The organism is Streptomyces sp. NPDC002698, assembly GCF_042888945.1.
Classification (GTDB): domain Bacteria; phylum Actinomycetota; class Actinomycetes; order Streptomycetales; family Streptomycetaceae; genus Streptomyces.
On record NZ_JBIAQM010000003.1, the window covers coordinates 84,109 to 107,620 of the forward strand.

Here is a 23,512-nt window from a genome sequence, read left to right on the forward strand (position 1 = left end):
AAGGAACCGCGCATGCATCTGCCAACAGACCCTCCGCCGCAGGTCCTTCATGTCACGCAGCCGGTCGACGGCGGTGTCGCACGCGTGGTCACCGACCTCGTCCGTGCCCAGATCGCCGCCGGGACGCGGGTGACCGTCGCCTGCCCGGACGGCAACGTCTTCGCCCGGGAGCTGCGGACGCTCGGAGCGGACGTACGGCCCTGGCACGCGACGCGGGCGCCGGGGCCGCAGCTCGCCCAGGAGGTACGGCGGCTCGGCCGGGTCCTGGCGCGGGTGCGGCCCGACGTGGTGCACGCGCACAGCGCGAAGGCGGGGCTCGCGGCCCGGCTGGCGCTGCGCGGACGGGTACCGACGGTGTTCCAGCCGCACGCCTGGTCGTTCGAGGCCGTCGACGGTGCCGCCGCGGCGCTCGCGCTGCGCTGGGAGCGGTGGGGGGCGCGCTGGGCGTCCCGGGTGGTGTGCGTCAGCGAGGCAGAGCGCGCGACCGGCGTACGAGCCGGAGTGCACGCCCTCTGGAGGGTGATCCCCAACGGCGTCGACCCCGGACGGTTCCACCCCGCCGCCGCGGACGCCGTACGAGCCGGGATGCCGCTGCTCGCGGGGGTCGGTCCGGCCGCTCCCCTGGTGGTGTGCGTGGGACGGCTGTGCCGGCAGAAGGGGCAGGACGTCCTCCTCGACGCGTGGCCCTCGGTTCTGCGGCGGGTGCCCGCGGCGCGGCTCGTGCTCGTCGGGGACGGACCGGACTCGGCGCGGCTGCGCGCCGTGGCACCGCGTGACGTGCTGTTCGCCGGGGCCGCCGCCGACGCGGTGCCCTGGTACCAGGCCGCCGATCTGGTGGTGCTGCCGTCCCGCTGGGAAGGCATGGCGCTGGCCCCGCTGGAGGCCATGGCCTGCGGGCGTCCGGTCGTCATGACGGACGTGGACGGCGCCCGCGAGAGCCTGCCGCCGGGCCACGACGCCCGCTGTCTGGTGGCCGCGCCGGAACCGGAGCCGCTGGCGGCGGCGATCGGCGCGCTGCTGGCCGATCCCCCGCTGCGCGCCTCGCTCGGCCACCAGGGGCGCCGCCACGTACTGACCACGCACGACGTGCGCCTCACGGCCGACGCGGTCGCGGCGGTGTACCGCGAACTGCTGGCCGGCCGAGAGCCGCAGCACGCCGGAAGAGTCATGTGCGCGGACCACACCGAGTGCAGGGAGTCCATCCACTCGTGACTGCGGAAAGCACCGTTCCCTCCCCCGGCGGACAGCCCCGGGAGTACGGATTCTCACCCGTCTCGGTCATGTCGTCGCACGAGAGCGACGGCGGTTTCAGGTTCCCGGCCGGACAGCGGAACACGGTCCGGCGCGTCTCCTGGCTGCCACTGGCCGCCGTGGACGCCGTCGCGGCGCTGGCGGCCGGACAGGCGCTCACGGAGATCCAGCGGCACCCGCTGTCCGTCGTCGCGCTGCTGCTGGTCGTGGTCCTGCTGAACGCCCGGGCCTCCCTGTACCGGCCGGCGCCGCTGCCCGCCCTGCTCGACGAGCTGCCCGCCGTCTGCGCGCGGATCGCGGTCACCTGGTGCGCGCTGGCCGCCGTCTTCGCCGCGTTCGCCCCGGACGAGGCGCTGACGGCCCGGACGCTGGCCCTGGGATGCGCCACGCAGTCGGTGATCAGCTGCACCGGCCGCGGGATCGTGCACTGGCGGCGTCGCCGGGCCCTCGCGCAGCACCCCGGCGCCGCCCTGGTGATCGGTCCCGCCGGGACCGCGCAGCGGGTGGCCGCGGCCTTCCTGCGCCACCCGAACTGCGGGGTACGGCCGGTCGGTGTCGTCGCCGACCGGCCGGCCGGCCCCGACGGACTTCCGGTCCTCACCACCGGTGAGGAGGTGCAGCGGGCGCTCATCCAGAACGGGGTGCGGGCCGTGCTGGTGGTGGAGCCGCCGGTCAGGCGCGGGCCGATGCTGCGGGCGCTGGCCCTCGCGGGCTGCGAGCTGTGGGAGGTCGATCCGGACTCCCCGTCGTACGACCGCGCGGGCCGGCACACGCTGGCCGGCTTCGCCTGCCGCCCCCTGTCGATCGGCGCCCGGCGCACCGCGTTCGGGAAGCGGTTCCTCGATGTCGCCGTCTCCGGCACGCTGTTGCTGCTGGTCAGTCCGCTGCTGCTGGTGTTCGCGGCCGTCCTGCGGCTGACCGACGGACCCGGTGTGGTGTTCCGGCAGGAGCGCATCGGCAAGGACGGACGGCCGTTCACGCTGCTGAAGTTCCGCACCCACCGCCCGGTCGACGCGCACGAGGCCGCGACCCGCTGGAGCGTGGCGGGCGAGCAGGAGATGAGCCGCTTCTGCGCGTTCCTCAGACGCACCTCGCTCGATGAACTGCTCCAGCTCCTGAACGTCCTGTGGGGCGACATGAGCCTGGTCGGACCGCGCCCCGAACGGCCCTACTTCGTGGCCAAGTTCAGCCAGACCTACCCCGGCTACGCGGCCCGTCACCGGATGCAGACCGGCATCACCGGACTCGCCCAGGTGCACGGGCTGCGCGGCGACACCTCGATCGAGGACCGGTGCCGGTTCGACAACGCGTACATCGACAACTGGTCGATGTGGCAGGACATCTGCATCCTGCTGCGCACGGCCGCGGCGCTCGTGCGCCCGACGGGGAGCTGAGCCGGTGAGCCAGGTCCTGCCCGTCACCCCCCTGGACACCGTGACCGCCGCCCTGCGGCGCGCGCTGCCGGTCCTGCCCGTCGTCGCGGTGATCGCGCTGCTCGGGCTGCCGGTCGCGCCGAGCGACGAGGGCGGCGCGAACATCGCGGACGCCGTGTCCGGTCTCGTGGTGCTCTGCTGCGCGATCCGTCTCGTACGGACCCGCCGGCGCCCCCTGTCCGCGACCGCCGCCCTGGTTCTCGGTCTGCCCGTGGTCGGCATCTCGGTCGCGGCGGCCGGGGCGGCGGACCCGGGCGCGGGGGTCACCGGACTCGCCCGCTATCTCCAGGTCTTCGTGCTGGTGCCGGCCGCGGTCCTGCTGCTCGTCCGCGACCGGCGCGACCTCAGGCTGCTGGCCTGGTCGTTCGTCGGGCTGGCGCTGTGGCAGGGGGCGGTCGGGGTACGGCAGTACGTCACCGGGACCGGCGCCTCGTACCAGGGCGAGGACGTCCGGGCGGTCGGCACCTTCGGGCCGACCGATGTGATGGGCATGGCGACGGTGGTCGCGTTCGGGGTGGTGTGCGCGGTGGCGCTGGCCCTGGGGGCCGGTGAGGCGCGGCAGCGCTCGGTCGCCGTGCTGTGCGCGCTGGCCCTGCTGCCGCCGCTCGCGCTGTCGTTCAGCCGGGGCGCGTGGATCGCCACGGCCGCGGCCTGCGGCGCGCAGCTCGTGCTGGCGGGGCTGCGGCGCGCGGTGAAGGCGGTCGCCGCGCTGGCCGCGGCCGGGATGATCCTGGTGGGCGGGCTGGGTCTCGGCAGCGCGATGCTCCAGGAGCGCGTCACCAGCATCACCCAGGTCACCGACGCACCGGACCAGTCGGTGACCGACCGGTACACGATGTGGGCGGCGGCCACCGACATGTGGCGCGAGCACCCGCTGACGGGCGTCGGGCTGAAGGGCTTCCCCGAGTACCGGGACGGTCACGCCTCGCTCGCGCTCTCCTCGGGCAGCGACATCGCGGGCGCGGGCACCGCCTTCCACAAGCAGGCGCTGCTCTCGCCGCACAACATGTACCTCCTCGTGCTCAGCGAGCAGGGTCTCGTCGGACTGCTCGCCCTGGGGGGCAGCTGGCTGGCGCTGCTGGTGTGCGCGCTGCGCGGACTCGTCCGCCTGCGCCGTACGGCACGGCAGACCACGGGACCCGGCCTCACGCCGGCGGGCCGTACCCCGCACGGCACGGACTGCGCGCTCGTCGCGTGCGGGCTGCTCGTCTGGCAGCTCGTCGACTTCGTGTACGCGGACATCGGCGGCCCCTCCACGGTCCTGACGGCCGTCATCTTCGGCGTGATCGGCTGGTGGGCCCTGATGGACGCGTCGGCCACGCCCGGCACCGGGGCGGCGGCCCCCGCCGCCGTACGGGAAGAGGCCGCGGCGCGATGACGATGACGCCGCCCCGGGCGGGGGAAGGCCCGGACACCACCCCGGACTTCGGGACGGGCAGGGCGACGGACACCGGCGCGCGGACCGGTCCGGCAGCGGGCACGGAGACCGGCACGGGGGCCGAGACAGGTTCGGGGGCCGAGACAGGTTCGGGGGCCGAGACAGGTTCGGGGGCCGAGACAGGTTCGGGTGCGGGCACCGGTCCGGGAGCGGGTGCGGGGACAGGCACGGGGACAGGCGCGAGGGGCGGTACGGGTGCGGGGGGCGTGGGGATGAGCACGGAGACGGAGACGGAGGCGGGAGCGGGCGTCGGCTCGGGGGCGGGTGCCGCCGCGGGAACCGGCGCCGAGCCGGCCCTCACGTTGCCACCCGCCCGTGAACCCGGCCCTCCCGGCGGTCCGCCGCCCGCGTCCGTCGCCGTGAGGACCCCCGGTTCCCGGAAGGGCCGGAAGAAGGCGGATCGGCCCGAAGTCGCCTCCGACCGGTTCCTCGCCAAGGCCGCGTTCGTCACCGTCGCCCTCTCGATCGCCGGAGCCCTGCTGGGCCTCGGCCGGGACCAGGCGCTGGCGCATCTGTTCGGTGCGGGGTCGGACACGGACGCGTTCCTCGTCGCGTGGACGGTGCCGGAGTTCGCGGCGACGCTGCTGATCGAGGACGGGCTGGCCTTCGTGCTGATCCCGGCGTTCAGCCTGGCCGTGACGCGGCGTGCCCGGGGAGCCGCCGGTGATCCCGTACGCGCCCTGGTCGCCGCCACCCTGCCCCGGCTGACGTTCGCCTTCGCGGCCTTCGGCGCGCTGCTCGTCGCGGGGGCGCCGTACCTGGTCGAGGCACTCGCGCCCGGCCTGCCCGACCCCCGGCTCGCGGTGGACTGCACCCGGCTGACCGCGACCTGTGTGTTCTCCTTCGGGCTCGCCGGGTACTGCAGCGCGGCCCTGCGGGCGCATCGGCGCTTCGTGGCACCGGCGGCGATCTACATCGCGTACAACACCGCGATCATCGGGGCGATGTTCGTCCTCGGCGCGCGCTGGGGCGTACGGTCGGCGGCCCTCGGTGTCGCGGTCGGCGGCGCGCTCATGGTGCTGGCGCAGGCACCGTCGCTGTGGCGGCGGCTGCGGCGCGGGCGACCGGAGACCGGGACCCCGGACGGTGAACCGGCCCGCCCGATGGACCTGACCCTCATCGGTACGGTCCTGCTCTTCGCGCTGTGCCGGCAGTCCCAGGTCCTCATCGAGCGCTTCCTCGCCTCCTCGCTGCCCGCCGGGGCCATCTCGCATCTGAACTACGCCCAGAAAGTGGCCCAGATGCCGATGGTGCTCTCGCTGATGCTCTGCACGGTCACCTTCCCGGTGGTCGCGCAGGCCATCGCCGAGGGCGACACCGAGCGGGCCCGCGACCGGGTGGAGCGCGATCTGACACTCGTCGCCTGCACGGTGCTCCTCGGCGCGGCCGTGGTCGTGGCGTGTGCCCCGCAGATCATCCAGCTGCTCTTCCAGCGCGGCGCGTTCACCGCCCAGGACACGGCGGCGACGGCGGCGGTCATACGGGTGTACGCCCTCGGACTGCTGGGTCACACCCTGGTCGGCGCGCTCGTGCGCTCGTACTTCTGCTCGGGGCGGCCGACCTGGTACCCGCTGTTCGCGATGACCGCCGGGGTCGTCGCGACCGGCTGGGCCGGGGCCCTGGCCGTCGGCCCGTGGGGGGTCCGCGGGATCGCCGCGGCCAACGCGGCCGGCGTCACCCTCACCGCCGTGCTCCTGCTGTACGGCATGGGTCCGCGCAGTGTGCCGATCCGCACCCGCGCGGTGGTGACCGAGATCGGCAAACCGCTGCGGGCCGCCCTGACCGCGGCGGCGACCGGTGGCCTGTGCGCGAGCGGTGTGGATTCCCCGCTGCTCGGACTGGTCGTCGGCTGCACGGTCGTGACCTTCGTCTTCGCCCTGCTGGCCTGGGCCTTCCGGGTCGAGGGGTTCGTCTCCGCACTCCGTTCCGTCACACGAAGGGTTCAGAATGCCCGTTTCCGCTGACATCAGCAGACGTACCGGTACGAGCTCCCTCGACGCGCCGCCCTGGGTGGCGATGTACCACTCCGTCGGAGACTGTTCCGACGACCCGTACCGCGTCACGGTCTCCCCGGACCGCCTCGACCAGCAGCTCGGCTGGCTGAGCCGGCGCGGTCTGCGCGGGGTGTGCGTCGCGGACCTGCTCGCGGCCCGTGCCCGCGGCCAGGGGCGGGATCTGGTGGGCCTGACCTTCGACGACGGGTACGCCGACTTCGTCGAGACCGCGCTCCCCCTCCTGCGGCGCCACGGGTTCGGCGCCACCCTGTTCGTGCTGTCCGGCCGGCTCGACGGCGACAACGCCTGGGATCCGCTGGGCCCGCGCAAACCGCTGCTGGGCAAGCAGGGCATCCGGCTCGCCGCCGCCTCCGAGGGCGTGGAGGTCGGCTCGCACGGACTCACCCATGTCGACCTGACGAAGGCCGACGACGCCGTGCTGCGCGCCGAGGTCGCAAAGAGCAGAGCGGTGCTCTCGGAACTGACCGGTGCTCACGTCGAGGGCTTCTGCTATCCGTACGGGAGCGTCGACCGCCGGGTCGTCGACGCCGTCCGCGAGGCCGGATACGGCTACGGCTGCGCGATCGACCCCGGCCCGCTGACCGGCCCGTACGCCCTCCCCCGCGTGCACATCGGCGAGAACGACACCTCCGTACGCCTGTTCCTGAAGCACCGCCTTCACCGGCTGCGCCGGCGCCCCGTCGAGGCGGGCCGGTGAGGGCGCTGCACATCATCACCGGCCTCGGTGTCGGTGGCGCCGAGCAGCAACTGCGGCTGCTGCTGCGGCACCTGCCCGTCGCCTGCGACGTCGTGACGCTGACCAACCCCGGCGCCGTCGCGGAGGGGCTCGCCTCCGACGGCGTGCGCGTGATCCATCTCGGCATGTCCGGCAACCGCGACCTCGCCGCGCTCCCCCGCCTGGTGAAGGTGATCCGCGCGGGCCGCTACGACCTCGTGCACACCCACCTCTACCGGGCCTGCGTGTACGGCAGGCTCGCCGCCCGGCTGGCCGGTGTCAAAGGGGTCGTGGCCACCGAGCACTCGCTCGGCGACTCGCAGATGGAGGGCCGCCCGCTCGGTCCCGGGGTACGCGCCCTGTATCTGGCCAGCGAGCGGCTCGGCCGCTCCACCGTGGCCGTCTCGCCCACGGTCGCCGAACGTCTGCGGCGCTGGGGAGTGCCCGCACCGCGCATCGAGGTCGTGCCGAACGGCGTCGACATCGCCCGCCTCCGCTTCGACCCGGACCTGCGCGAACGCACCCGCCGTCGGCTCGGGCTCCCCCAGGACGCGTACGTCGTCGGCGGGGTCGGCCGGCTCGCGCCCGGCAAGCGGTTCGACGTCCTGATCCGCGCGATGGCCGAGCTGCCCGGCGACTGCCGGCTGTTGCTGGTCGGCGGCGGCACGGAGGAGGTCGTGCTGCGGCGCGCGGCGCACGACGCCAGGGTCGCGGACCGGGTCCTGTTCGCCGGGGAACGCCCTGCGGGCGGCTCTCCCGGCGCCGATCTGCCGTCCCTGATGGGGGCCATGGACGTCCTCGCCTCGCCCAGTCCCGAGGAGGCGTTCGGACTGGCCGTCGTGGAGGCGCTGGCGGCCGGACTGCCGGTGCTGTACGTCTCCTGCCCGGCCGTCGAGGACCTCCCGCCCGGGGTGGCGCGCGGCGCCACCCGGGTCGAGGGCGGTGCGGACTCCTTAGCCCGCGCGCTCGCCGGCGTCCGAGCCGGGGGCCCCGCCCCCCGCTCGGCCCCGGAAGCGGCCCGTCACTACTGCATCACCCGCAGCGCCGCACAGCTCATGGACGTGTACGCGGCCGCTGTCTCGCGCACCTGACTGGAGTGAGTTCCACATGTCCGAAACCCTCACCAGGGGCCACCGCCCCTCGGGTTCGTCCCATTCCCGGGCGAGAACCATCCGGGCGTGGTCGCTGCTCGCGGCCACGACCCTGCTCGGCGGCGCGCTCGGCGGCGCGTACGGCGTGGTGAAACCGCCGGTCTACACGGCCACGAGCTACGTCATCGCCGTTCCGACGGACAAGGGTGATCCGTCCGCCGCGCTCGGCTTCGCCCAGGCCTACGGCCGGGTCGCCACACAGCTCGCGGTGCTCGGGGACGCGCAGGTGTGGGCCGGTGTTCCGGTGAAGACGCTGGAGGCCGACGTGCGGACGGCGACCTCCCCGGACGCGCCGATGGTCGCCGTCTCCGCGACCTCCTCACGCCCCGACCGGGCCGCCGACATGGCCAACGCGGTCACCCGCTCCCTGACCCAGCACGCCAACGCGAGCCAGAAGAGCACCCACGTCCAGCTCCTGTCGTTCTCCCGCGCGATGAAGCCGACCTCGGCGTCCTCCCCGTCCCCGACGGTGACGGGCCTGGTCGGCGCGAGCGCGGGCGGACTGCTCGGCGGCCTCGTGCTGCTGGTCCGTCCCCGGCGGACCGCCGACACGGTCCGTCCGGCCTCGGTACCGGGCCCGGCCACTGCCGCCGATGTGCACGGCCAGCGGTGAGCGCGACGGCACTCCGGGCCGGTGTGCGCGGCACCGCTCCGGCCGAACTCGTCACCGAGGAACGGGAGTTCGCCGAACTGGCGGGCGCCTGGGAGCGCCTGTACCGCCGGTGCGGCGCGGCCACCGCGTTCCAGAGCCACGCCTGGCTGCACTCCTGGTGGCTCTCGTACGGCACACCGGGGCGGCTGCGTCTGATGGTCGTGCGCGAGGGCGGTGAACTGCTCGCGGTCGCGCCGCTGATGCGGGCCCGCCGCCCGCTGCCGACGCTCGTTCCGCTCGGCGGGCCGATCTCCGACTACGCGGACGTGCTCCTCGACGACGAGCACGCCGACCGCGCGGCGGCCCTGCTCGCCGAGGGGCTGTCGGCCGCGGCCCGCACCGCGCTGATCGACTTCCGCGAGGTCCGCCCCGGCGGCGCGATGGAGCGGATCTACGAGCACTGGCGCGGACCGCGCCGCCGGGTCGGGGACTCCCTGTGTCTGGAGCTCCCGGCCACCTCGATGGACGAGCTGGTCGGCCGCCTCCCCTCCTCCAAGGCCCAGCGCGTCCGGGCCAAGCTGCGCAAACTCACCGCGCTCGGGGTCGAACGGCGGGTGGTGGGCCACGACGAGGTGGACGCGGCCCTCGGCCGGCTGCTCGAACTGCACCAGTTGCAGTGGGCGGGCCGGAAGGTGACGTCCGAGCACCTCCAGGAACGGTTCTCCGAACATCTGGTCCGCTCGGTGGGCCCGATGGTGCGGTCCGGGGACGCGGTGGTCACCGAGTTCCGGCTCGACGGCGCCGTGATGGCCGTGGACCTCACGCTGCTGTCCCGGCGCCTGGCGGGCGGCTATCTGTACGGCGCCCATCCGGGACTGCGCGAACGCAAGGCGGACGTGGCGGTGATACTGCTCGACGCCTGCTCCCGGCACACCGAGGGCGGTGACCGCGGGACGCTGAGCCTGCTGCGCGGCGACGAACCGTACAAGCACCACTGGCGCCCGGACCCGGTCGTCAACCAACGACTGCTCCTGGCCCGTCGGCGTACGGCGTTGCTGATGTCGGCGGTGATCTGCGACGTCGCCGCGCGCCGGCGGGGCAAGGAGCTGCTGCGGAGCTGGAAGGAACGCGGCGGCGGCAGGCCCTGACCGGCCCGCCGCCACCCGAGGGTCACCAGCCGCTCGGCCACCAGTCGCCGGACCACCACTCGTCCGGCGCCCAGTCGAGCCGCACGCACGGCTTCCCGCCGAGCCAGTACTCCACCCAGTCACCGAGCTCCAGCGGCGCACAGGTGGCCGGATCCGGTGTCGCGTGCGGAACGGGCTCGCGCGCGGGGGGCGGTGTCGGGGTCGGGGTGGACGCCGGCTCGGACACCGGGGTCTCGACCGGCGTCGGGACCGGATCGGGCGCCGGCGTCTTGACCGGCGTCGGAACCGGTTTCGGCGCCGACGTCTCGACCGGCGCGGGAACCGGCTCGGGCGTCGCGGCCGGCGTGGAGACCGGCTCGGACACCGAGGTCTCGACCGGCGTCGGAACCGGTTTCGGCGCCGGCGTCTCGACCGGCGCGGGAACCGGCTCGGGCGTCGCGGCCGGCGTGGAGACCGGCTCCGGTGTCGGCACAGGTTCCGGCGTCGGGGTCGGCTTCGGCGTGGAGGCGGGCTCGGTCGTCGGTGTCGAAGCCGGTACGGACGTGGGGGTCGCCTCGGATGCCGGCGTCGACGCCGGATCGGACGTCGGGGCCGGATCGGACGTCGGGGCCGGGGTCGCCGCCGGAACCGTGGGCGGCGGATCGTCGAAGGGGGACAGCGCGGCCCGGTAGGCCTCGGACGCCGACGGGTTGTCCCGGCACTGCCACACACCGTGCGGGCAGTAGTCGGTGAGCGTGTTGTACAGCGGCTTGTGCTCGTCGATCCACGCGAGCATGTCCTTCATGTACGTCACGTTGTCGCCGTTGCGATAAAGGCCCCATTCCGGATAGGAGATGGACTTGCCGTGGGCCTTGGCGAAATCCACCTGCTCCTGAAGCCCGTACGGCTCCTTCACCTGCTCGTCGAACGAGAGTCCCGACGGCTGGTCGTACGCGTCCATGCCGATGATGTCGACCGTGTCGTCACCGGGATAGCACTCGGTCCAGGGAATGGCGTCCAGGCCGCGGTTCGGGGCGAAATCGAACCGGAATCTCTGTCCCGGCACCGACCGCATGGCGGTGACGATTCTGTTCCAGTACGTCTTCCAGGCCTCCGGGTCGGGACCGCAGCGATGGGTGTACGTGATGCCGTTCATCTCCCAGCCGAGCACGATGACGGTGTCGGGCACCTTCAGCTCGACGAGCCGCTCGGCGAGCGCGCGGAAATGGTGGTCGAAGGCTCCGGTCTCGGCCTCGCGCAGCAGCCGGCGGACCTGACCGTCAGAGAGGCCTTCCTCGTTGCGCTCCATCATCGGGACGTTGAGGACGAGCATCCGGTCGTCCTGGCGGCGGCGCCAGTCCGCCCAGGCGTCCAGGAATCCGGGCGCGCCCTCGATGTTGCTCCAGCGGTCGCCGGGCAGATACGTGTGCCCGACCCGCAGCTCGGTGCCGCCGAGCCACCGGCTGAGCCGCTCGATACGGGCGACGCCCTCGGGGCCGAAGTCGAGGTAGGCACCGAAGGCAGGCGGCCCGGCCGCGCCCGGCCGGGCGGGCTTCACGCTGTCCGTGACGGGCGCCGTGGGTACGCCGGGGGCCGGGCGCGGCGTCCCGGTGGGGGCCGAGGCCGACCCCGCGGCCGGAACGCCACCGCCGGCCGGGGAGTTCAGGGGTGGTTCCGCCGTCGTGGGTGTCGGAGCCGGTGGGTCGCCGACCCGCACCGCCCCGGCGCCCACGGCATGCACCGGACCGGACGCGAGCGCGACCGACGTGACGATGCCGGCCGCGATGAATGCCAGTCTTCCGCTCCGGGGCCGCTGCCGCTGTGGGGCCATGCCTGCTCCTCCCTCTTGATCCTCGGATTTCCCTTTCCGATCACTGACACTCAGTCATATGAATACGTATTCGGCCAACCGGGCTTCCGGTCTCCCGTTTTGATGACCACCCGCACGGGTGACCCGCCCGGTCACCCCGCCCCTCTCCATTCCGAAGGAGAAGCCGTGCGGAATCTCGACGGCCGAGTCCCCGCCGCGCCGTTGCGCGTCGACCGGAATCCCTTCCACCACGGACGCCGGGAGCCGTACGCTCACCAGGCAGAACCGGTGTGGAGGTGCGCCTGGTCGCGGATTCCGAGGGAAGTCCCGTCCGCGGATCGCGCTTTGCCGGCGAGACGCGCCCTGCGCTCCCACCCGGTTCGTCGCTCGCGGACATCTCCGTGATGTTGCGCCAAGTGGCCGCCCGCGTTTCCCGGCCCGCCGCACTGGTCCCGTCGGATGACGTGAGCGCCCTCGCGGTGAGCGCTCCGGGCGGGAGGCGCGGGCCCTGTGTCCGCGCACCGCGGAGGCGGACACGCTGGGTGCGCGGAGTACGGCGGCTGCGGCTGCGACTGCGCACGAGTGCGGGCGGCAGGCGGCAGGCGGCAGGCGGATCCCGGCGCCCGGGAAGGGCCGTCGGCGGGGATCGGATCTGGAGCTCGGCGCCGGGCTCTGACGCCGGCCGCGCTCCGGGCGGACCCGCCGCGTACCAGGCGGCCCGGCTCCGGGCGGACCAGCCGCGTACCGGGCGGCGGCCGGGCTCCGACCGCGCGCCGATCGGGCGCGCGACCGGCTCCGGGTGCCGGGCGCGAGAACGCGAGCGGCACCCGGAGCGGGGTGTCACGGGCGGGACTGGGCCCGGCTGCGCCGGTACAGCAGGGCGCCGCCCGTCATCAGGGCGACACTGATCGCGGCGTTGGCGAGCACTCCCTCGCCGCCGGTCTCCGCCAGCGTGGGCGGGGTGTACTGACGGGGCACCGGGGGCTGCTCGTGGACCGTCACGGGCGGGGTGTGCACGACGGGCGTCTTCGGCGGCTGCGGAACCGTCCGCGGGGGCGCCGTCGGCGGCGTCCAGTGGTGCGGGGTCGGCGCGTGGTCGTGGGCGCACGAGTTGCCGGACACGGGGTTCGCGATGCCGATCACGTCCAGCGTGTTGCCGCAGAGCTCGACCGGGAGGTCCACGGGAGCCGCCACCTGGTTACCCGAGAGGAGACCGGGCGATCCATGCGTCTCGCCGTACGACGAGGCGCCGCTCCAACCGCCTTGGTGGGCACCCGAGTCACCGTACCCCTGGGCCATGCGACCGGAGTGACCGTGCCGGGAGTCGCCGTAGCCCGGGTCGCCATAGCCGGACTGGCCGTGCCGGGAGTCGCCGTAGCCACCCTGCCCACCGCCGTAGCCGCCGTGCTCGGCACGGTGACCACCGGCGTGGCCGCCGCGGCCCTGCGCGTGGTCGGTACCACCGTGACCGGCGCTGAGTCCCGGGTGGTACGCGGAGTCGGCTCCGTGCTGCGCGGGGTGGTGCGGCGCCGCGTGCCTGCCCTGCGAAACCGGGCCGTTGGCACAGGAGTTGCCGAACGCCGGGTTGAGGGCGGCGACGACGTCGACCGTGTTGCCGCAGACGTTCAGCGGCACGTTCACCGGAACCTGGACGTTGTTTCCCGACGCCACGCCGGGTGAGTCCGAAGCGGTCGCGGTCGCGGTCGAGTCCGCGAGGGCCGGACTGGCGTACAGGGACATGATGCCTGTCGCAGCCGCGGCCAGGACCACTCCCCTACTCAGGTTCTGTCGCACTCTTTTTGTCTTCCTGCTGGGAGAAGTGAGGAAGCCGGCCTTGGGGGCCGTGAGGCGGTCCACAGCCGGCCGTGGCACAGCCGGAGGCGGCTGAAGTGCCGAAACGTCAGTAGTTGGCGCAGACGTTGCCGATCGTCGGGTTCAGCAGGGCGATCACGTTGACCGAGTTGCCGCACGCGTTGACGGGGATGTGGATCGGGGCCTGGATCACGTTGCCCGAGAGGACGCCGGGAGAGTTGGCCGCGAGGCCCTCGGCGCCCGAGTCCGCGAAGGCGGGGGCGGCCATGCCCAGAGCCATGATCGCGCCGACGACGACGGGAGTGCTCTTCCTGAGCTTCACGTGCTTTCCCTTCTCTGCGGTCATGCCCCTTTGTCGGCCGAAACCGAGCGAGCACACCTGGGCGGCTCGCATCATGACCTGCGGGCTGTAAACGAGGGACGGACCACCGAGGAAACTGCGGAACGTCAGCCCGTGGGGAATTCACTCGAATCGCCCTGCCCGGAACGGGAATGCCCATACGACGGAAATGGAATTCATATATACGACGGGAATGCGCGTCGGGGCCCGGACCGCCCCCCGAACACGGCGTGCGGCCCGCTGTTCCCGTGTCCGGCGCGCGGGTCAGTTCCCGTACAGGGCCTCGATCTCGGCCGCGTACGCCGTCGTCACCGCGTGCCTGCGCACCTTCAGGGACGGGGTGAGCAGGCCGTTGTCCTCGGTGAACTCGCCTTCCACCAGGGCGAACGCGCGAATGGACTCGGCCCGGGAGACCGCGTCGTTGGCGTGGTCCACGGCCTTCTGGACATCGGCGCGCATCCGGGGGTCCCGGACGAGGCCGGACAGCGGGGTGTCCGCGGGAAGTCCGCGCACGGCGAGCCAGTGGGCGACCGCCTCGGCGTCGAGGGTGATCAGGGCCGCGACGAACGGGCGGTTGTCGCCGACGACGAGACACTGTCCGACGGGCGCGCGGCCGCGCAGCCGGTCCTCCAGGACGGCGGGCGAGACGTTCTTGCCGCCCGTCGTGATGAGGATGTCCTTCTTGCGGCCCGTGATGGTGAGATAGCCGTCCTGGTCCAGGGCGCCGAGGTCACCGGTGGCGAACCAGCCGCCCCTCAGGACGGCGTCGGTCGCCTCCGGGTCGTTCCAGTAGGCACCGAAGACGACACCTCCCTTGATCAGCACCTCTCCGTCGTCGGCGATACGGACGGCGGTGCCCGGGACCGGCAGGCCGACCGTTCCCGGGCGGGGCCCGAGCGGCGGGACCACGGTGGCGGCGGCGGTCGTCTCGGTCAGGCCGTACCCCTCGTGGACGACGATTCCGGCGGCGTGGAAGAACAGGTTGAGGTCGCGGTCGAGCGGGGAGCCGCCGCTGATGGCGTAGTGCGCGCGGCCGCCGAGTTCCTTGCGGATACGGCGGTAGACCAGCAGGTCGTACAGCGCCCAGGCCGCGTACAGGCCGGGTCCGGGGCCCTTGCCCGTCCCGAGGAACCGGTTCAGGTACGCCTCCCCGAAGCGCACGCCGACGCGGTGGGCGCGGTCGAAGGAGGCGGCGCGGCCCATCCTCTCGGCGGTCGCGCGCCCGGTGGCGTGGATCTTCTCGAAGAGATACGGGACGCCGACCAGGAAGGTGGGCCGGAACTCCCGCAGCGCGGGCCGGAGTTCGTCCGGTTTGATGCTCGGGCAGTGGCCCAGCTCGATCCGGGCCATCAGGCAGGCGATCTGCAGGGTGCGGCCCATGATGTGGGCGAGCGGGAGGAAGAGGAGCGTCGACGCGGTCCGGCCGGTGACCTGCTGGAAGACGGGGTGCAGCAGTTCGACGGTGTTGGCGGCCTCGGCGTACAGGTTGGCGTGGGTGAGGACGCAGCCCTTGGGTCTGCCGGTGGTTCCGGAGGTGTAGCAGATCGTCGCGACCGTCTCGGGGGTGAGCGCGGCGCGCCGCTCGGCGACCTGCTCGTCGGTGATGTCCCGTCCCAGGGCGGCGAGTTCGGCGAGGGCTCCCGCGTCGAACTGCCAGACGCGCGGGGGTTCGGGATGGTCCGCGACGCCGGTGGCGACGGTCTCCGCGTTCGCGGGGGTCTCGACGATCACGAAGCGGGCCCCCGAGTCCCGGACGATCCACTCCACTTGCTCGGCGGAAGAGGTCGCGTAGACCGGGACGCTCTGGCCGCCGGCCGCCCAGACGGCGAAGTCGAGGACCGTCCACTCGTAGCGTGTACGGGACATCACCGCGACCCGGCCGCCCGGTTCGAGGCCCGCGGCGATCAACCCCTTGGCCGTGTCGGTGACTTCGCGGGCGAAGGCGGCCGCGGTCACCGGCGTCCAGCCGCCGTCGCGCGGCCGCCGCAGCACGACGGCGCCGGGAGCCTCGGCCGCGTTGGTGAACGGCAGGTCGGCCGTGCTGCCGGCCGCGGGGGTGGGCGCCAGGGTGGCGGTACGCGCCTCGCGGACCGTACCGCTCTCGTCCCTGACCAGCTCCACCCTGCCGCGGCCCGCCAGGTCCGCGTGCCGCTTCGCCCGTTTCAGGTCCTTGCGTACGCCCATCACGGCTCCCGGTCGCAGGGTTCTTACCGCCGAGTCAACTTACCCGTGCGTAACGGAAATTCAATGGGCCGCGCACGATTCGCCGGCAGCGCTACCGGGCGCAGTCGTCGGCGCAGATGCCCAGTTCGTCGGCCTGCCCGATCGCGGTGGCGAGTGCCGCGACGTCCTTGTCCTCGGTCACGTTCGCCAGGGAGCGGGCCCGCGAGGCGAGTTCTCCGAGGGCCGGGACACCGGGCAGGGAACTCCAGCGAGCGTCGCCGGAGCGCAGCTCGTCGGCGAAGTAGGCGGCCACGGCGGTGACCTGGAAGGAGTACGGCGAGGTCCAGACACCCTCGCGCAGACCGCCGGTCTCCAGGCTGCCGGACTCCTCGTGCGGGGCGCGGGAGTCGGGGTCGAGCCAGCGGACGGTCGCGGTGGCCAGATGCCCGGAGGCGCCGGGGCGGGTGCGGACGGCGTAGAGGGCGGTGACCGTGTGGCCGGGGCCCACCTCGCCGCCGTCCACCCGGTCGTCGCGGAAGTCCTCGTCGGCGACCTTCCGGTCGTCGTAGCCGATCAGCCGGAACCGCTCGACCGTCTCGGGGTCGAAGGCGACCTGCGCCTTGGCGTCGCGTGCCGTGAGGTCGATGTTCTGCGGAAGCCGGTCGCAGAAGACGGTGAGGGCGTCGTCGCGGTCGGAGACGTACGTCGTGTGGCCGTCGCCCTTGTCGGCGAGGCGTTCCATGAGGGCGTCGCCGTAGTCGCTGCCGACACCCACGCCGAAGAGCGTGATGCCGTGTTCGCGGCGGGCCGAGGAGATCCGTTCGAGGATGTCGTCCGCGTCCGTGTCGCCGGTGTTGGCGAGGGCGTCGGAGATCAGGACGACCCGGTTGGTGGCCCCCTCGCGCAGCCCGTCGACGGCCGTCGCGTACCCGGTCCGCACGCCCGCGCCGAGGTTGGTCGAGTCGGTCGGCTCCAGACTGCCGATCGCCCGGTGGACGCGGGCGCGGTGGCCGCCGAGCCGGGTCATCGGCAGCACGGTCTCGGCTTCGTCGCTGAAGGTGACCAGGGCGACCGAGTCGTCGTCGCGCAGCCGGTCCGTCATCACGTCGAGGGATTCCCTGGCCAGGTCGAGTCGGCCCGGCTCCGCCATGGAACCCGAGATGTCGATGACGAAGGTGAGGGCGGCGGGCGGGCGTTCGCGCTCGCTGTCGGCGGGCCGGGTGGCGAGCCCGACCCGGACGAGGGACCAGCGTCCGTCGTCGGTGCGGGCTCCGTCGACGGACAAGGAGAAGCCGTTGCCGTCGGGGCGTTCGTAGTCCTGGCGGAAGCTGTTGACGAACTCCTCGGGGCGGACCGTCGAGGGGTCGGGGGCGCGGCCGTCCGCGAGAGTGCGGCGGGCGTAGCCGTACGACGCGGTGTCGACGTCGAGGGCGAACGTGGAGAGGTAGTCGGGCGACGGCGCGACGTCCGGGGCGTCCGACTGCTCGCCCTCGGCGTCGCGCTCGGCCGCGCCGCCGGTCGGCTGCGCGGGGCCCGGCAGCGGGAGGTTGCGGCGGCCGGACTTGTCCGAGCCGTCGGAGGAGTTGCTGCGGTCGCCCGCGCCGCATCCGGTGAGCAGCAGTGCGCCCGCCAGGGGCAGGGCGAGCAGGGTGCCCGCCAGCCTTCGACGGCTCGCCCTCCGTGCGCCGCTGTGTGGGCGGCCCGCGGCGGCCGCCGTCCGTGTGTGCTTGATCCCCATCTGTGCCCCCTCGGCGTACGGCCCTTGTGTGGGCCGACCTGTGTGACTGTGACGGCCGAGGGGGCCGGGACGAGCGCTCGGATGCGTTGCGGAAGGATCTCGAAGCGGCCACGACGGCGGGCCGCCGAGACCGGTAGGTGATCTTCCGGAGACCTACGACACGATGTCCTTGTGCCGGAAGCCGCGGAAGGCCAGGGCGAACAGGACCAGGGCGTAGGTCACGGAGATCGCCGCGCCCTGGATCATGCCTCCCCACTCCGGTGTCGGCTGGATGGCGTCGGCCCAGGCGAACTGCCAGTGGGCGGGCAGGAAGTCGCGCCAGTGGCCGAGTGCGGTGACCGCGTCCAGGACGTTGCCCACGATGGTCAGGCCGACCGCGCCGCCGACCGCGCCGAGCGGGGCGTCCGTCTTCGTCGACAGCCAGAACGCGAGCCCGGCGGTGACCAGCTGGGACACGAAGATGTACGCGATCACCGCGAACAGCCGCTGGGCGGCGGTGCCCGCGGAGAGCGCGCCGCCGGTGGGGATCTCCAGCGGGCCCCAGCCGTAGGCTGCGGTGCCCACGGCCAGCGCGACGACCGGCAGCAGGACCATCGCCGCGAGGCTGAGCCCGAGGGCGACGGTGAGCTTGGACCACAGCAGCCGGGCCCTGGGCACGGGCGCCGCCAGGAGGTAGCGCAGGGAGGACCAGCTCGCCTCGGAGGCGATGGTGTCCCCGCAGAACAGCGCGACCGGGATCACCAGGAGGAAGCCCGCCGAGACGAACAGGTTCACCGCGGCGAAGTTCGCGCCGGAGGCGGTGGCCGTGTCGAGCAGGGTGATCCGGCCGTTGCGCGCGCCCGGCTGACCGCCGATGGCGAACGCGATCAGCAGGACGAAGGGAAGGGCCGCGAGGACCGCCCCCATCACCAGGGTGCGGCGGCGCTTGAGCTGGCGGACGAGCTCGACGCGCAGCGGCAGGGTGCGGCTCGCCCGGTACCCGTCCGCGGTCTCGGTCCGCTCGAGGAGCGTGCTCATGCGGAGCCTCCGATCAGGGTGAGGAACGCGTCTTCCAGACGGCGGTGGGGTCCCACCGACGCCACCGGTACTTCGAGGCGTACGAGTTCCACGACCAGGCGTTGTGCGCTGCCGCCGGGGTCGAGGCGGACCAGCAGTCCGTCCTCGGTCGCGACGGCCGACAGGACGCCCGGCAGTGCGCCGACCTTCTCCACGACCGGCGCGTCGACGGGTGTCCCGGTGCCGACGAGCAGGGTGTCGCCGGAGCCGATGATCTCGGACACCGGGCCGGCCTGGACGAGCCGGCCGCGGTCCATGACCACGAGGTGGGTGCAGGACTGCTCGACCTCGGCGAGGAGATGGCTGGAGACGATGACCGTGCGGCCCGCGGCGGCGTAGCGGATCATCACCTGACGCATCTCACGGATCTGCGGCGGGTCGAGGCCGTTGGTGGGTTCGTCCAGGATCAGCAGGTCCGGGAGGCCGAGCATGGCCTGGGCGATGGCGAGGCGCTGGCGCATGCCCTGGGAGTAGGTGCGCACCGCGCGGGCGAGGGCGTCGCCGAGTCCGGCGATCTCCAGGGCTTCTTCCAGGTGGGCGTCCTCGCGGGGACGGCCGGTGGCCCGCCAGTACAGCTCCAGGTTCTCGCGGCCGGTCAGGTGCGGGAGGAAGCCCGCGCCCTCGACGAACGCCCCGACCCGGGAGAGGACCGGCGCGCCGGGGCGGATCGCGTGCCCGAAGACGTGGATCTCGCCGTCGTCGGGCTTGATGAGGCCCATGAGCATGCGCAGGGTGGTGGTCTTGCCCGCGCCGTTCGGCCCGAGCAGGCCGAGGACCTGGCCCTTCTCCACGCGGAACGACAGGTCCCGTACGGCGTACCGGTCGGCGGACCTGGCGTAGCGCTTGCTCAGGCCGGTGATCTGGAGCGGGACGTCGGCCAGTTCGGGGTCGGGTGCCGGGGCGCTCGTACGGCGGCGGCCGGTCACCAGCAGGGCCAGGGCGGCGAGCGCGCCGGCGAGCGGCAGCCACCACACCCAGGAGGGCAGCGGCGCGGCGGCGGTCTTCACCGCGGGGGCCGTCGGCACCTGGAGGGTGCTCTCGAGGGACACCGTGTACGTGGCGGGGGCCGCCGGGGAGGCGTAGCCGAGGTCGGTCGAGGCGAGGACCAGGCGCAGCCGGTGGCCCTTCCGGACCGCGTGGTCGACGGCGGGAAGGGTCAGGGACACGTCCTTGCCGTTCCTCGCGCCCTCGACGCGGACCGGGGTGACGAGCTGGGAGGGCAGTACCTGCTGGGTGCCGCCGGGACCGACGTCGTACACCTTGCCGAAGAGGACCGCGTCGTCGGTGCTCGACTCGACGTGCACGGTGACGGTCGGCGAGCCGGTGATCCGCAGGTCGTCCCGGAAGGGAGCGGACTCGAAGCGGGCGTACTGGCCGGGGAAGTCCAGGGAGACCCCGAGGCCGAGACCGGAGAGCTGGGCGAGGCCGCCGGAGCCGCCGAGCCCCGGCAGGGCCGAGATGGCGGGCGGACTGGCGCCCGCCGGGTTCTGGAAGCGCTGCTCACGGCCGGTCAGCTCGATCGTGCGACGGCCGCTGTCCAGTCCGGGATAGGTGTCCGAGCTCGCGCCGCGCAGCAGGGCGGCGCCGTCGGTGGAGTCGACGCCTCCGGTGCGGGTGACGCGGAAGGCGGGGCCGGTGCCGGCGCCCTTGTCGTCCTTCAGGTAGCGGTCGAACCAGGAGACGACGCGGGAGGTGACGCGGTCCGTCTCCATCTCGCCGCCGTCGTGTCCGCCCGCGATCCAGTCGACGTCGACGGGAGCGCCGTTGGCCTTGACCGCCCTGGCCATCGCGTCGGCCTGGCCGAGCGTGAAGAGGGAGTCGGACTGGCCCTGGGTGATGAGGGTGGGGACCTTGATGCGGTCGCCGACGGCGGAGGGGCTGCGCTCCTGGAGCAGCTTCGTCGCCGCCGCGTCCGGCTTCCCCGACTCCGCGACCCTGTCGTACATGGCGCACAGTTCGGGCTCGAAGCGGGCGCAGCCGCCGCCGGAGTTGATGAAGATGCCCGCCCAGAGCTTCTTGAACACGCCGTTCGGGAACAGGGCGTCCGCGAGGTTCCAGTACGTGATCGACGGGGCGATGGCGTCCACGCGCGGGTCGTTCGCGGCGGCCAGCAGGGAGATCGCCCCGCCGTACGAGGCTCCCGCCACCCCCACGCGCGGGTCTCCGTTCCCGTCGAGCCGGACCTCGGGGCGCCGGGCGAGCCAGTCGAGGAGCCGGGAGACGTCGGCGACCTCGGCCTCGGGGTCGTTCAGCCCGATCTTTCCGGTGGACCTGCCGAAGCCGCGCGCCGACCAGGTCAGGACCGCGTATCCGTCGCGGGCGAGTTTCTCCGCCTCGGCGCGTACGTCCGCCTTGCTGCCGCCGAAGCCGTGCGCGAGGAGGACGGCGGGGCGGCGGGACGAGGACGGCCCCGCGGTGAAGTACGAGGTGTCGAGCCGTACTCCGCCGTCCATGGCCATGACGCGGTCGGAGCGGTGGACGGCGGGCGCGCCGTCGGAGGCGACGGCCGTCCAGGTGCCCGCGCCGGCGAGCACCACGAGGGCGGCGGCCGCGGCCGACAGCCTCCCGCGGGCTCGTGCCGTCGTGCGGCCGGAGAGTTGTCCCCGGCGCGGCCCGCGCGGCCGGGGCAGTCGAAGATCCATGGCTCAACGGTACGGGCGCGCGCTGGCGGCAGGGACAGCCGCCGGGTTGAACCGGCACCCCTCCCGGGGAAGTACGGCGGGGGCCGCGTGTACCGCGTCCGTGGTACGAACGGGCCATGGAGCTGCGCCGCGCCGCCACCGCCCTGGAACTGACCGCCGCCGAGTACCTCTTCGACTCCCCCGTGCGTCCCGAGTGGGCGCGGCGGTTCCTGGAGGCGCAGGGACATCATCTGTTCCTGGCCTACGAGGGCGAGGTGCCGGTCGGCTTCGTCAGCGGGGTCGAGACGGTCCATCCGGACAAGGGCACCGAGATGTTCCTGTACGAGCTGGCGGTGGCGGAGCCCTTCCGGAGGCGGGGCACCGGGCGGGCGCTGGTCCGCGGACTCGCCGCCCTGGCCCGGGAACGCGGCTGTCACGGGATGTGGGTGGCGCTGGACGCCGGGAACGACGTCGCCCTCGCCACGTACCGCAGCGCGGGTGGCAAGGACGACGGGATGTGCACGGTGGTGACGTGGGAGTTCGGCTGAGGCCCTCGTGAGGGGGCGGGGTCCGGCGGAAGGGAGCCGGGCGGTGTGCCGCTCCGGTTACGCCTGCGCGTCCTCCGGGATCGACACCAGCCAGCGGGTGTCGCGGCGCGGGCGCAGGTAGAAGGCCCAGTACAGGGTGGCGGCGGCGGTGATGCCGCCGGTCCACAGCAGGTACTGCGTCTCCTGCTGGGTGAGGACGTAGGCGAGGACGACGATCAGCAGGATCGGCATCGCGGGCCACAGCGGCATCCGCCAGGCGGGGGTGTGGCGGTGGTGGCCGCGCCGGGCGAGCAGGGCGGCGACCGCGACGAGCAGGTACATGGCGGTCACCGACACGCCCGTGACGCCGTACAGGGTGTCGAGGTTGACGAAGCAGAGGGCGGCGCCGGGGACGCCCACGAGCAGGGTGGCGACCCAGGGGGAGCCGAACCGGCCGAGCCTGGACAGGCCGTTGTTGACCGGCTCGGGCCAGGCCTTGTCACGGGCCGAGGCGAACAGGACGCGCGAGTTCTGGATGACCATGACGATGCCCGCGTTGATGATCGCGAGGGCGACGCAGAGGCTGACGAAGGTGCCGACGGCCGAGTTCGACCAGGCCGTGACCATGCTGCTGATGTCGCCGCCGGTGAGCTCCCCGATGTCGGAGGCGCCCATGGTGATGGCGACGACCGGGACCAGGATGACGACCGTGGAGATGGCGAGGGTGGCCAGCACCGTGCGGGCGACGTTGCGGCGCGGGTTCTCCAGCTCCTCGGAGAGGTAGACGGCGGTCGAGAAGCCCTGGGTGGCGAAGAGGGCGATGGCGAGCCCGGAGATGACGAGCATGCCCGTCACGGCGTCGGTGTGTCCGCCGGTCCCGGCGACCTGCAGGGAGGTCAGGCTGCCGAGGCCGCGCTGGCTGTGCGTGAAGCCGAGGAGGGCCACCACGCCGGCGGCGACGACTTCGAGGACCAGGAAGATGCCGGTGATCCAGGCGTTGGCGCGCAGGTCGAGCAGTCCGGCGAGGGTGGCCAGCAGCATCACGCCGGCGCCGGTCATCGCCGGGTCGAGGTGCACCAGCGGGGCGAGGTAGTCGGCGGTGCCCATGGCGATCACCGGCGGGACGATCATCACCACCAGCAGGGACATCACGAAGACGAGCCAGCCCGCGAGCCGTCCGGCCAGCGTCGAGACCATGGCGTACTCGCCGCCCGCGCTGGGGATGAGGGTGCCCAGCTCCGAGTAGCAGAACGCCACGGCGATACAGAGGAGCGAGCCGATCGCGATCGTGAGGGCGGTCGCGGTGCCGAGCGAGCCGAAGAGGTCGGGGATGACCACGAACAGCGTCGAGGCCGGGGTCACGCAGGACAGCGTCAGCAGGGTGCCGCCCACGACGCCGATGGAACGCTTGAGCGTCTTGGGGTTCCCGGTCTCCGTCGATACTGCGTCGTCCAGGACGGCGGTCTCGACGGGACGGAGCGTGTCGGTCATGAAGCGGTTCCGATCGACTCGTGCAGCAGATGTTCGGTCGGGAGCGATATCGCCTCCGGCGGCTGGTGTCGTACTTCGTTCTCGTCCGCTCCCGCGCCGATGGAACCTTGGCGGAAACCGTTGCGTCAATGGCCGTTTACCTACGGAATCCGCAGCAGCGGAGCGACGCACGTCACATAACTTTCCCAGGCCGTAACACGCCCGTGTTGCAATCCTCAATACTCCACAGACT

General features: G+C 73.3%; 16 protein-coding genes and 1 pseudogene. 9 read left to right on the forward strand and 8 right to left on the reverse strand.

What is annotated here, in order from left to right:
- Positions 1-12: 12 nt before the first annotated feature.
- From ACFYW9_RS05165 to ACFYW9_RS05200, 8 genes are all read left to right on the forward strand, one after another.
- Complete coding sequence (locus ACFYW9_RS05165; protein ID WP_389145003.1) at positions 13-1,212, forward strand: glycosyltransferase family 4 protein; 1,200 nt, start codon at positions 13-15, stop codon at positions 1,210-1,212.
- The gene (locus ACFYW9_RS05170; protein ID WP_389145006.1) at positions 1,209-2,645 is read left to right on the forward strand and encodes an exopolysaccharide biosynthesis polyprenyl glycosylphosphotransferase; all 1,437 of its coding nucleotides are present in this window, start codon (positions 1,209-1,211) and stop codon (positions 2,643-2,645) included. The genes ACFYW9_RS05165 and ACFYW9_RS05170 overlap by 4 nt, the downstream gene beginning before the upstream one ends.
- Positions 2,646-2,649: 4 nt before the next feature.
- Positions 2,650-4,062, forward strand: coding sequence for an O-antigen ligase family protein (locus tag ACFYW9_RS05175; protein ID WP_389145009.1), 1,413 nt, complete (start codon positions 2,650-2,652; stop codon positions 4,060-4,062).
- A 272-nt stretch (positions 4,063-4,334) separates the two neighbouring features.
- Positions 4,335-6,086, forward strand: a complete 1,752-nt coding sequence (gene murJ, locus ACFYW9_RS05180) for a murein biosynthesis integral membrane protein MurJ (protein WP_389145012.1) — start codon at positions 4,335-4,337, stop codon at positions 6,084-6,086.
- Positions 6,070-6,834 carry a polysaccharide deacetylase family protein gene (locus ACFYW9_RS05185; RefSeq protein ID WP_389145015.1) on the forward strand — a complete coding sequence of 255 codons (765 nt, stop codon included), beginning with the start codon at positions 6,070-6,072 and terminating at the stop codon, positions 6,832-6,834. Before murJ ends, ACFYW9_RS05185 begins: the two co-directional genes overlap by 17 nt.
- Positions 6,831-7,943 carry a glycosyltransferase gene (locus ACFYW9_RS05190; protein ID WP_351862873.1) on the forward strand — a complete coding sequence of 371 codons (1,113 nt, stop codon included), beginning with the start codon at positions 6,831-6,833 and terminating at the stop codon, positions 7,941-7,943. Before ACFYW9_RS05185 ends, ACFYW9_RS05190 begins: the two co-directional genes overlap by 4 nt.
- A 16-nt stretch (positions 7,944-7,959) precedes the next feature.
- Positions 7,960-8,616, forward strand: coding sequence for a lipopolysaccharide biosynthesis protein (locus tag ACFYW9_RS05195; RefSeq protein WP_389145018.1), 657 nt, complete (start codon positions 7,960-7,962; stop codon positions 8,614-8,616).
- Positions 8,613-9,743 (forward strand): GNAT family N-acetyltransferase, encoded by a 1,131-nt coding sequence (locus ACFYW9_RS05200; RefSeq protein WP_389145021.1) that lies wholly within the window; start codon positions 8,613-8,615, stop codon positions 9,741-9,743. Before ACFYW9_RS05195 ends, ACFYW9_RS05200 begins: the two co-directional genes overlap by 4 nt.
- A gap of 520 nt (positions 9,744-10,263) precedes the next feature.
- Here the strand turns inward: ACFYW9_RS05200 and ACFYW9_RS05205 are convergent.
- From ACFYW9_RS05205 to ACFYW9_RS05235, 7 genes and pseudogenes are all read right to left on the reverse strand, one after another.
- Positions 10,264-11,553: pseudogene (locus tag ACFYW9_RS05205) on the reverse strand (glycosyl hydrolase); the annotation flags it as partial.
- A gap of 819 nt (positions 11,554-12,372) precedes the next feature.
- Positions 12,373-13,326: a chaplin gene (locus ACFYW9_RS05210; protein WP_389145024.1), complete on the reverse strand. Its 954-nt coding sequence runs from the start codon at positions 13,324-13,326 to the stop codon at positions 12,373-12,375.
- 106 nt (positions 13,327-13,432) lie between these two features.
- On the reverse strand, positions 13,433-13,690 hold the full coding sequence (locus ACFYW9_RS05215; RefSeq protein WP_351862868.1) for a chaplin: 258 nt from the start codon (positions 13,688-13,690) through the stop codon (positions 13,433-13,435).
- A 258-nt stretch (positions 13,691-13,948) separates the two neighbouring features.
- Complete coding sequence (locus ACFYW9_RS05220; RefSeq protein ID WP_389145029.1) at positions 13,949-15,868, reverse strand: AMP-dependent synthetase/ligase; 1,920 nt, start codon at positions 15,866-15,868, stop codon at positions 13,949-13,951.
- A gap of 91 nt (positions 15,869-15,959) precedes the next feature.
- A complete protein-coding gene (locus tag ACFYW9_RS05225; RefSeq protein ID WP_389145032.1) occupies positions 15,960-17,585 on the reverse strand; it encodes a von Willebrand factor type A domain-containing protein in 1,626 nt (541 codons plus the stop codon).
- 153 nt (positions 17,586-17,738) lie between these two features.
- A complete protein-coding gene (locus ACFYW9_RS05230) occupies positions 17,739-18,602 on the reverse strand; it encodes an ABC transporter permease (RefSeq protein ID WP_389145035.1) in 864 nt (287 codons plus the stop codon).
- On the reverse strand, positions 18,599-21,283 hold the full coding sequence (locus tag ACFYW9_RS05235) for an alpha/beta fold hydrolase (protein ID WP_389145038.1): 2,685 nt from the start codon (positions 21,281-21,283) through the stop codon (positions 18,599-18,601). Before ACFYW9_RS05235 ends, ACFYW9_RS05230 begins: the two co-directional genes overlap by 4 nt.
- 116 nt (positions 21,284-21,399) lie before the next feature.
- Here ACFYW9_RS05235 and ACFYW9_RS05240 point away from each other — a divergent pair, with 116 nt between their 5' ends.
- A complete protein-coding gene (locus ACFYW9_RS05240) occupies positions 21,400-21,810 on the forward strand; it encodes a GNAT family N-acetyltransferase (protein WP_389145041.1) in 411 nt (136 codons plus the stop codon).
- Positions 21,811-21,867: 57 nt separating this feature from the next.
- On the opposite strand, the gene ACFYW9_RS05245 is transcribed toward ACFYW9_RS05240, so the two are convergent.
- Complete coding sequence (locus ACFYW9_RS05245; RefSeq protein WP_389145044.1) at positions 21,868-23,280, reverse strand: APC family permease; 1,413 nt, start codon at positions 23,278-23,280, stop codon at positions 21,868-21,870.
- Positions 23,281-23,512: the final 232 nt, after the last annotated feature.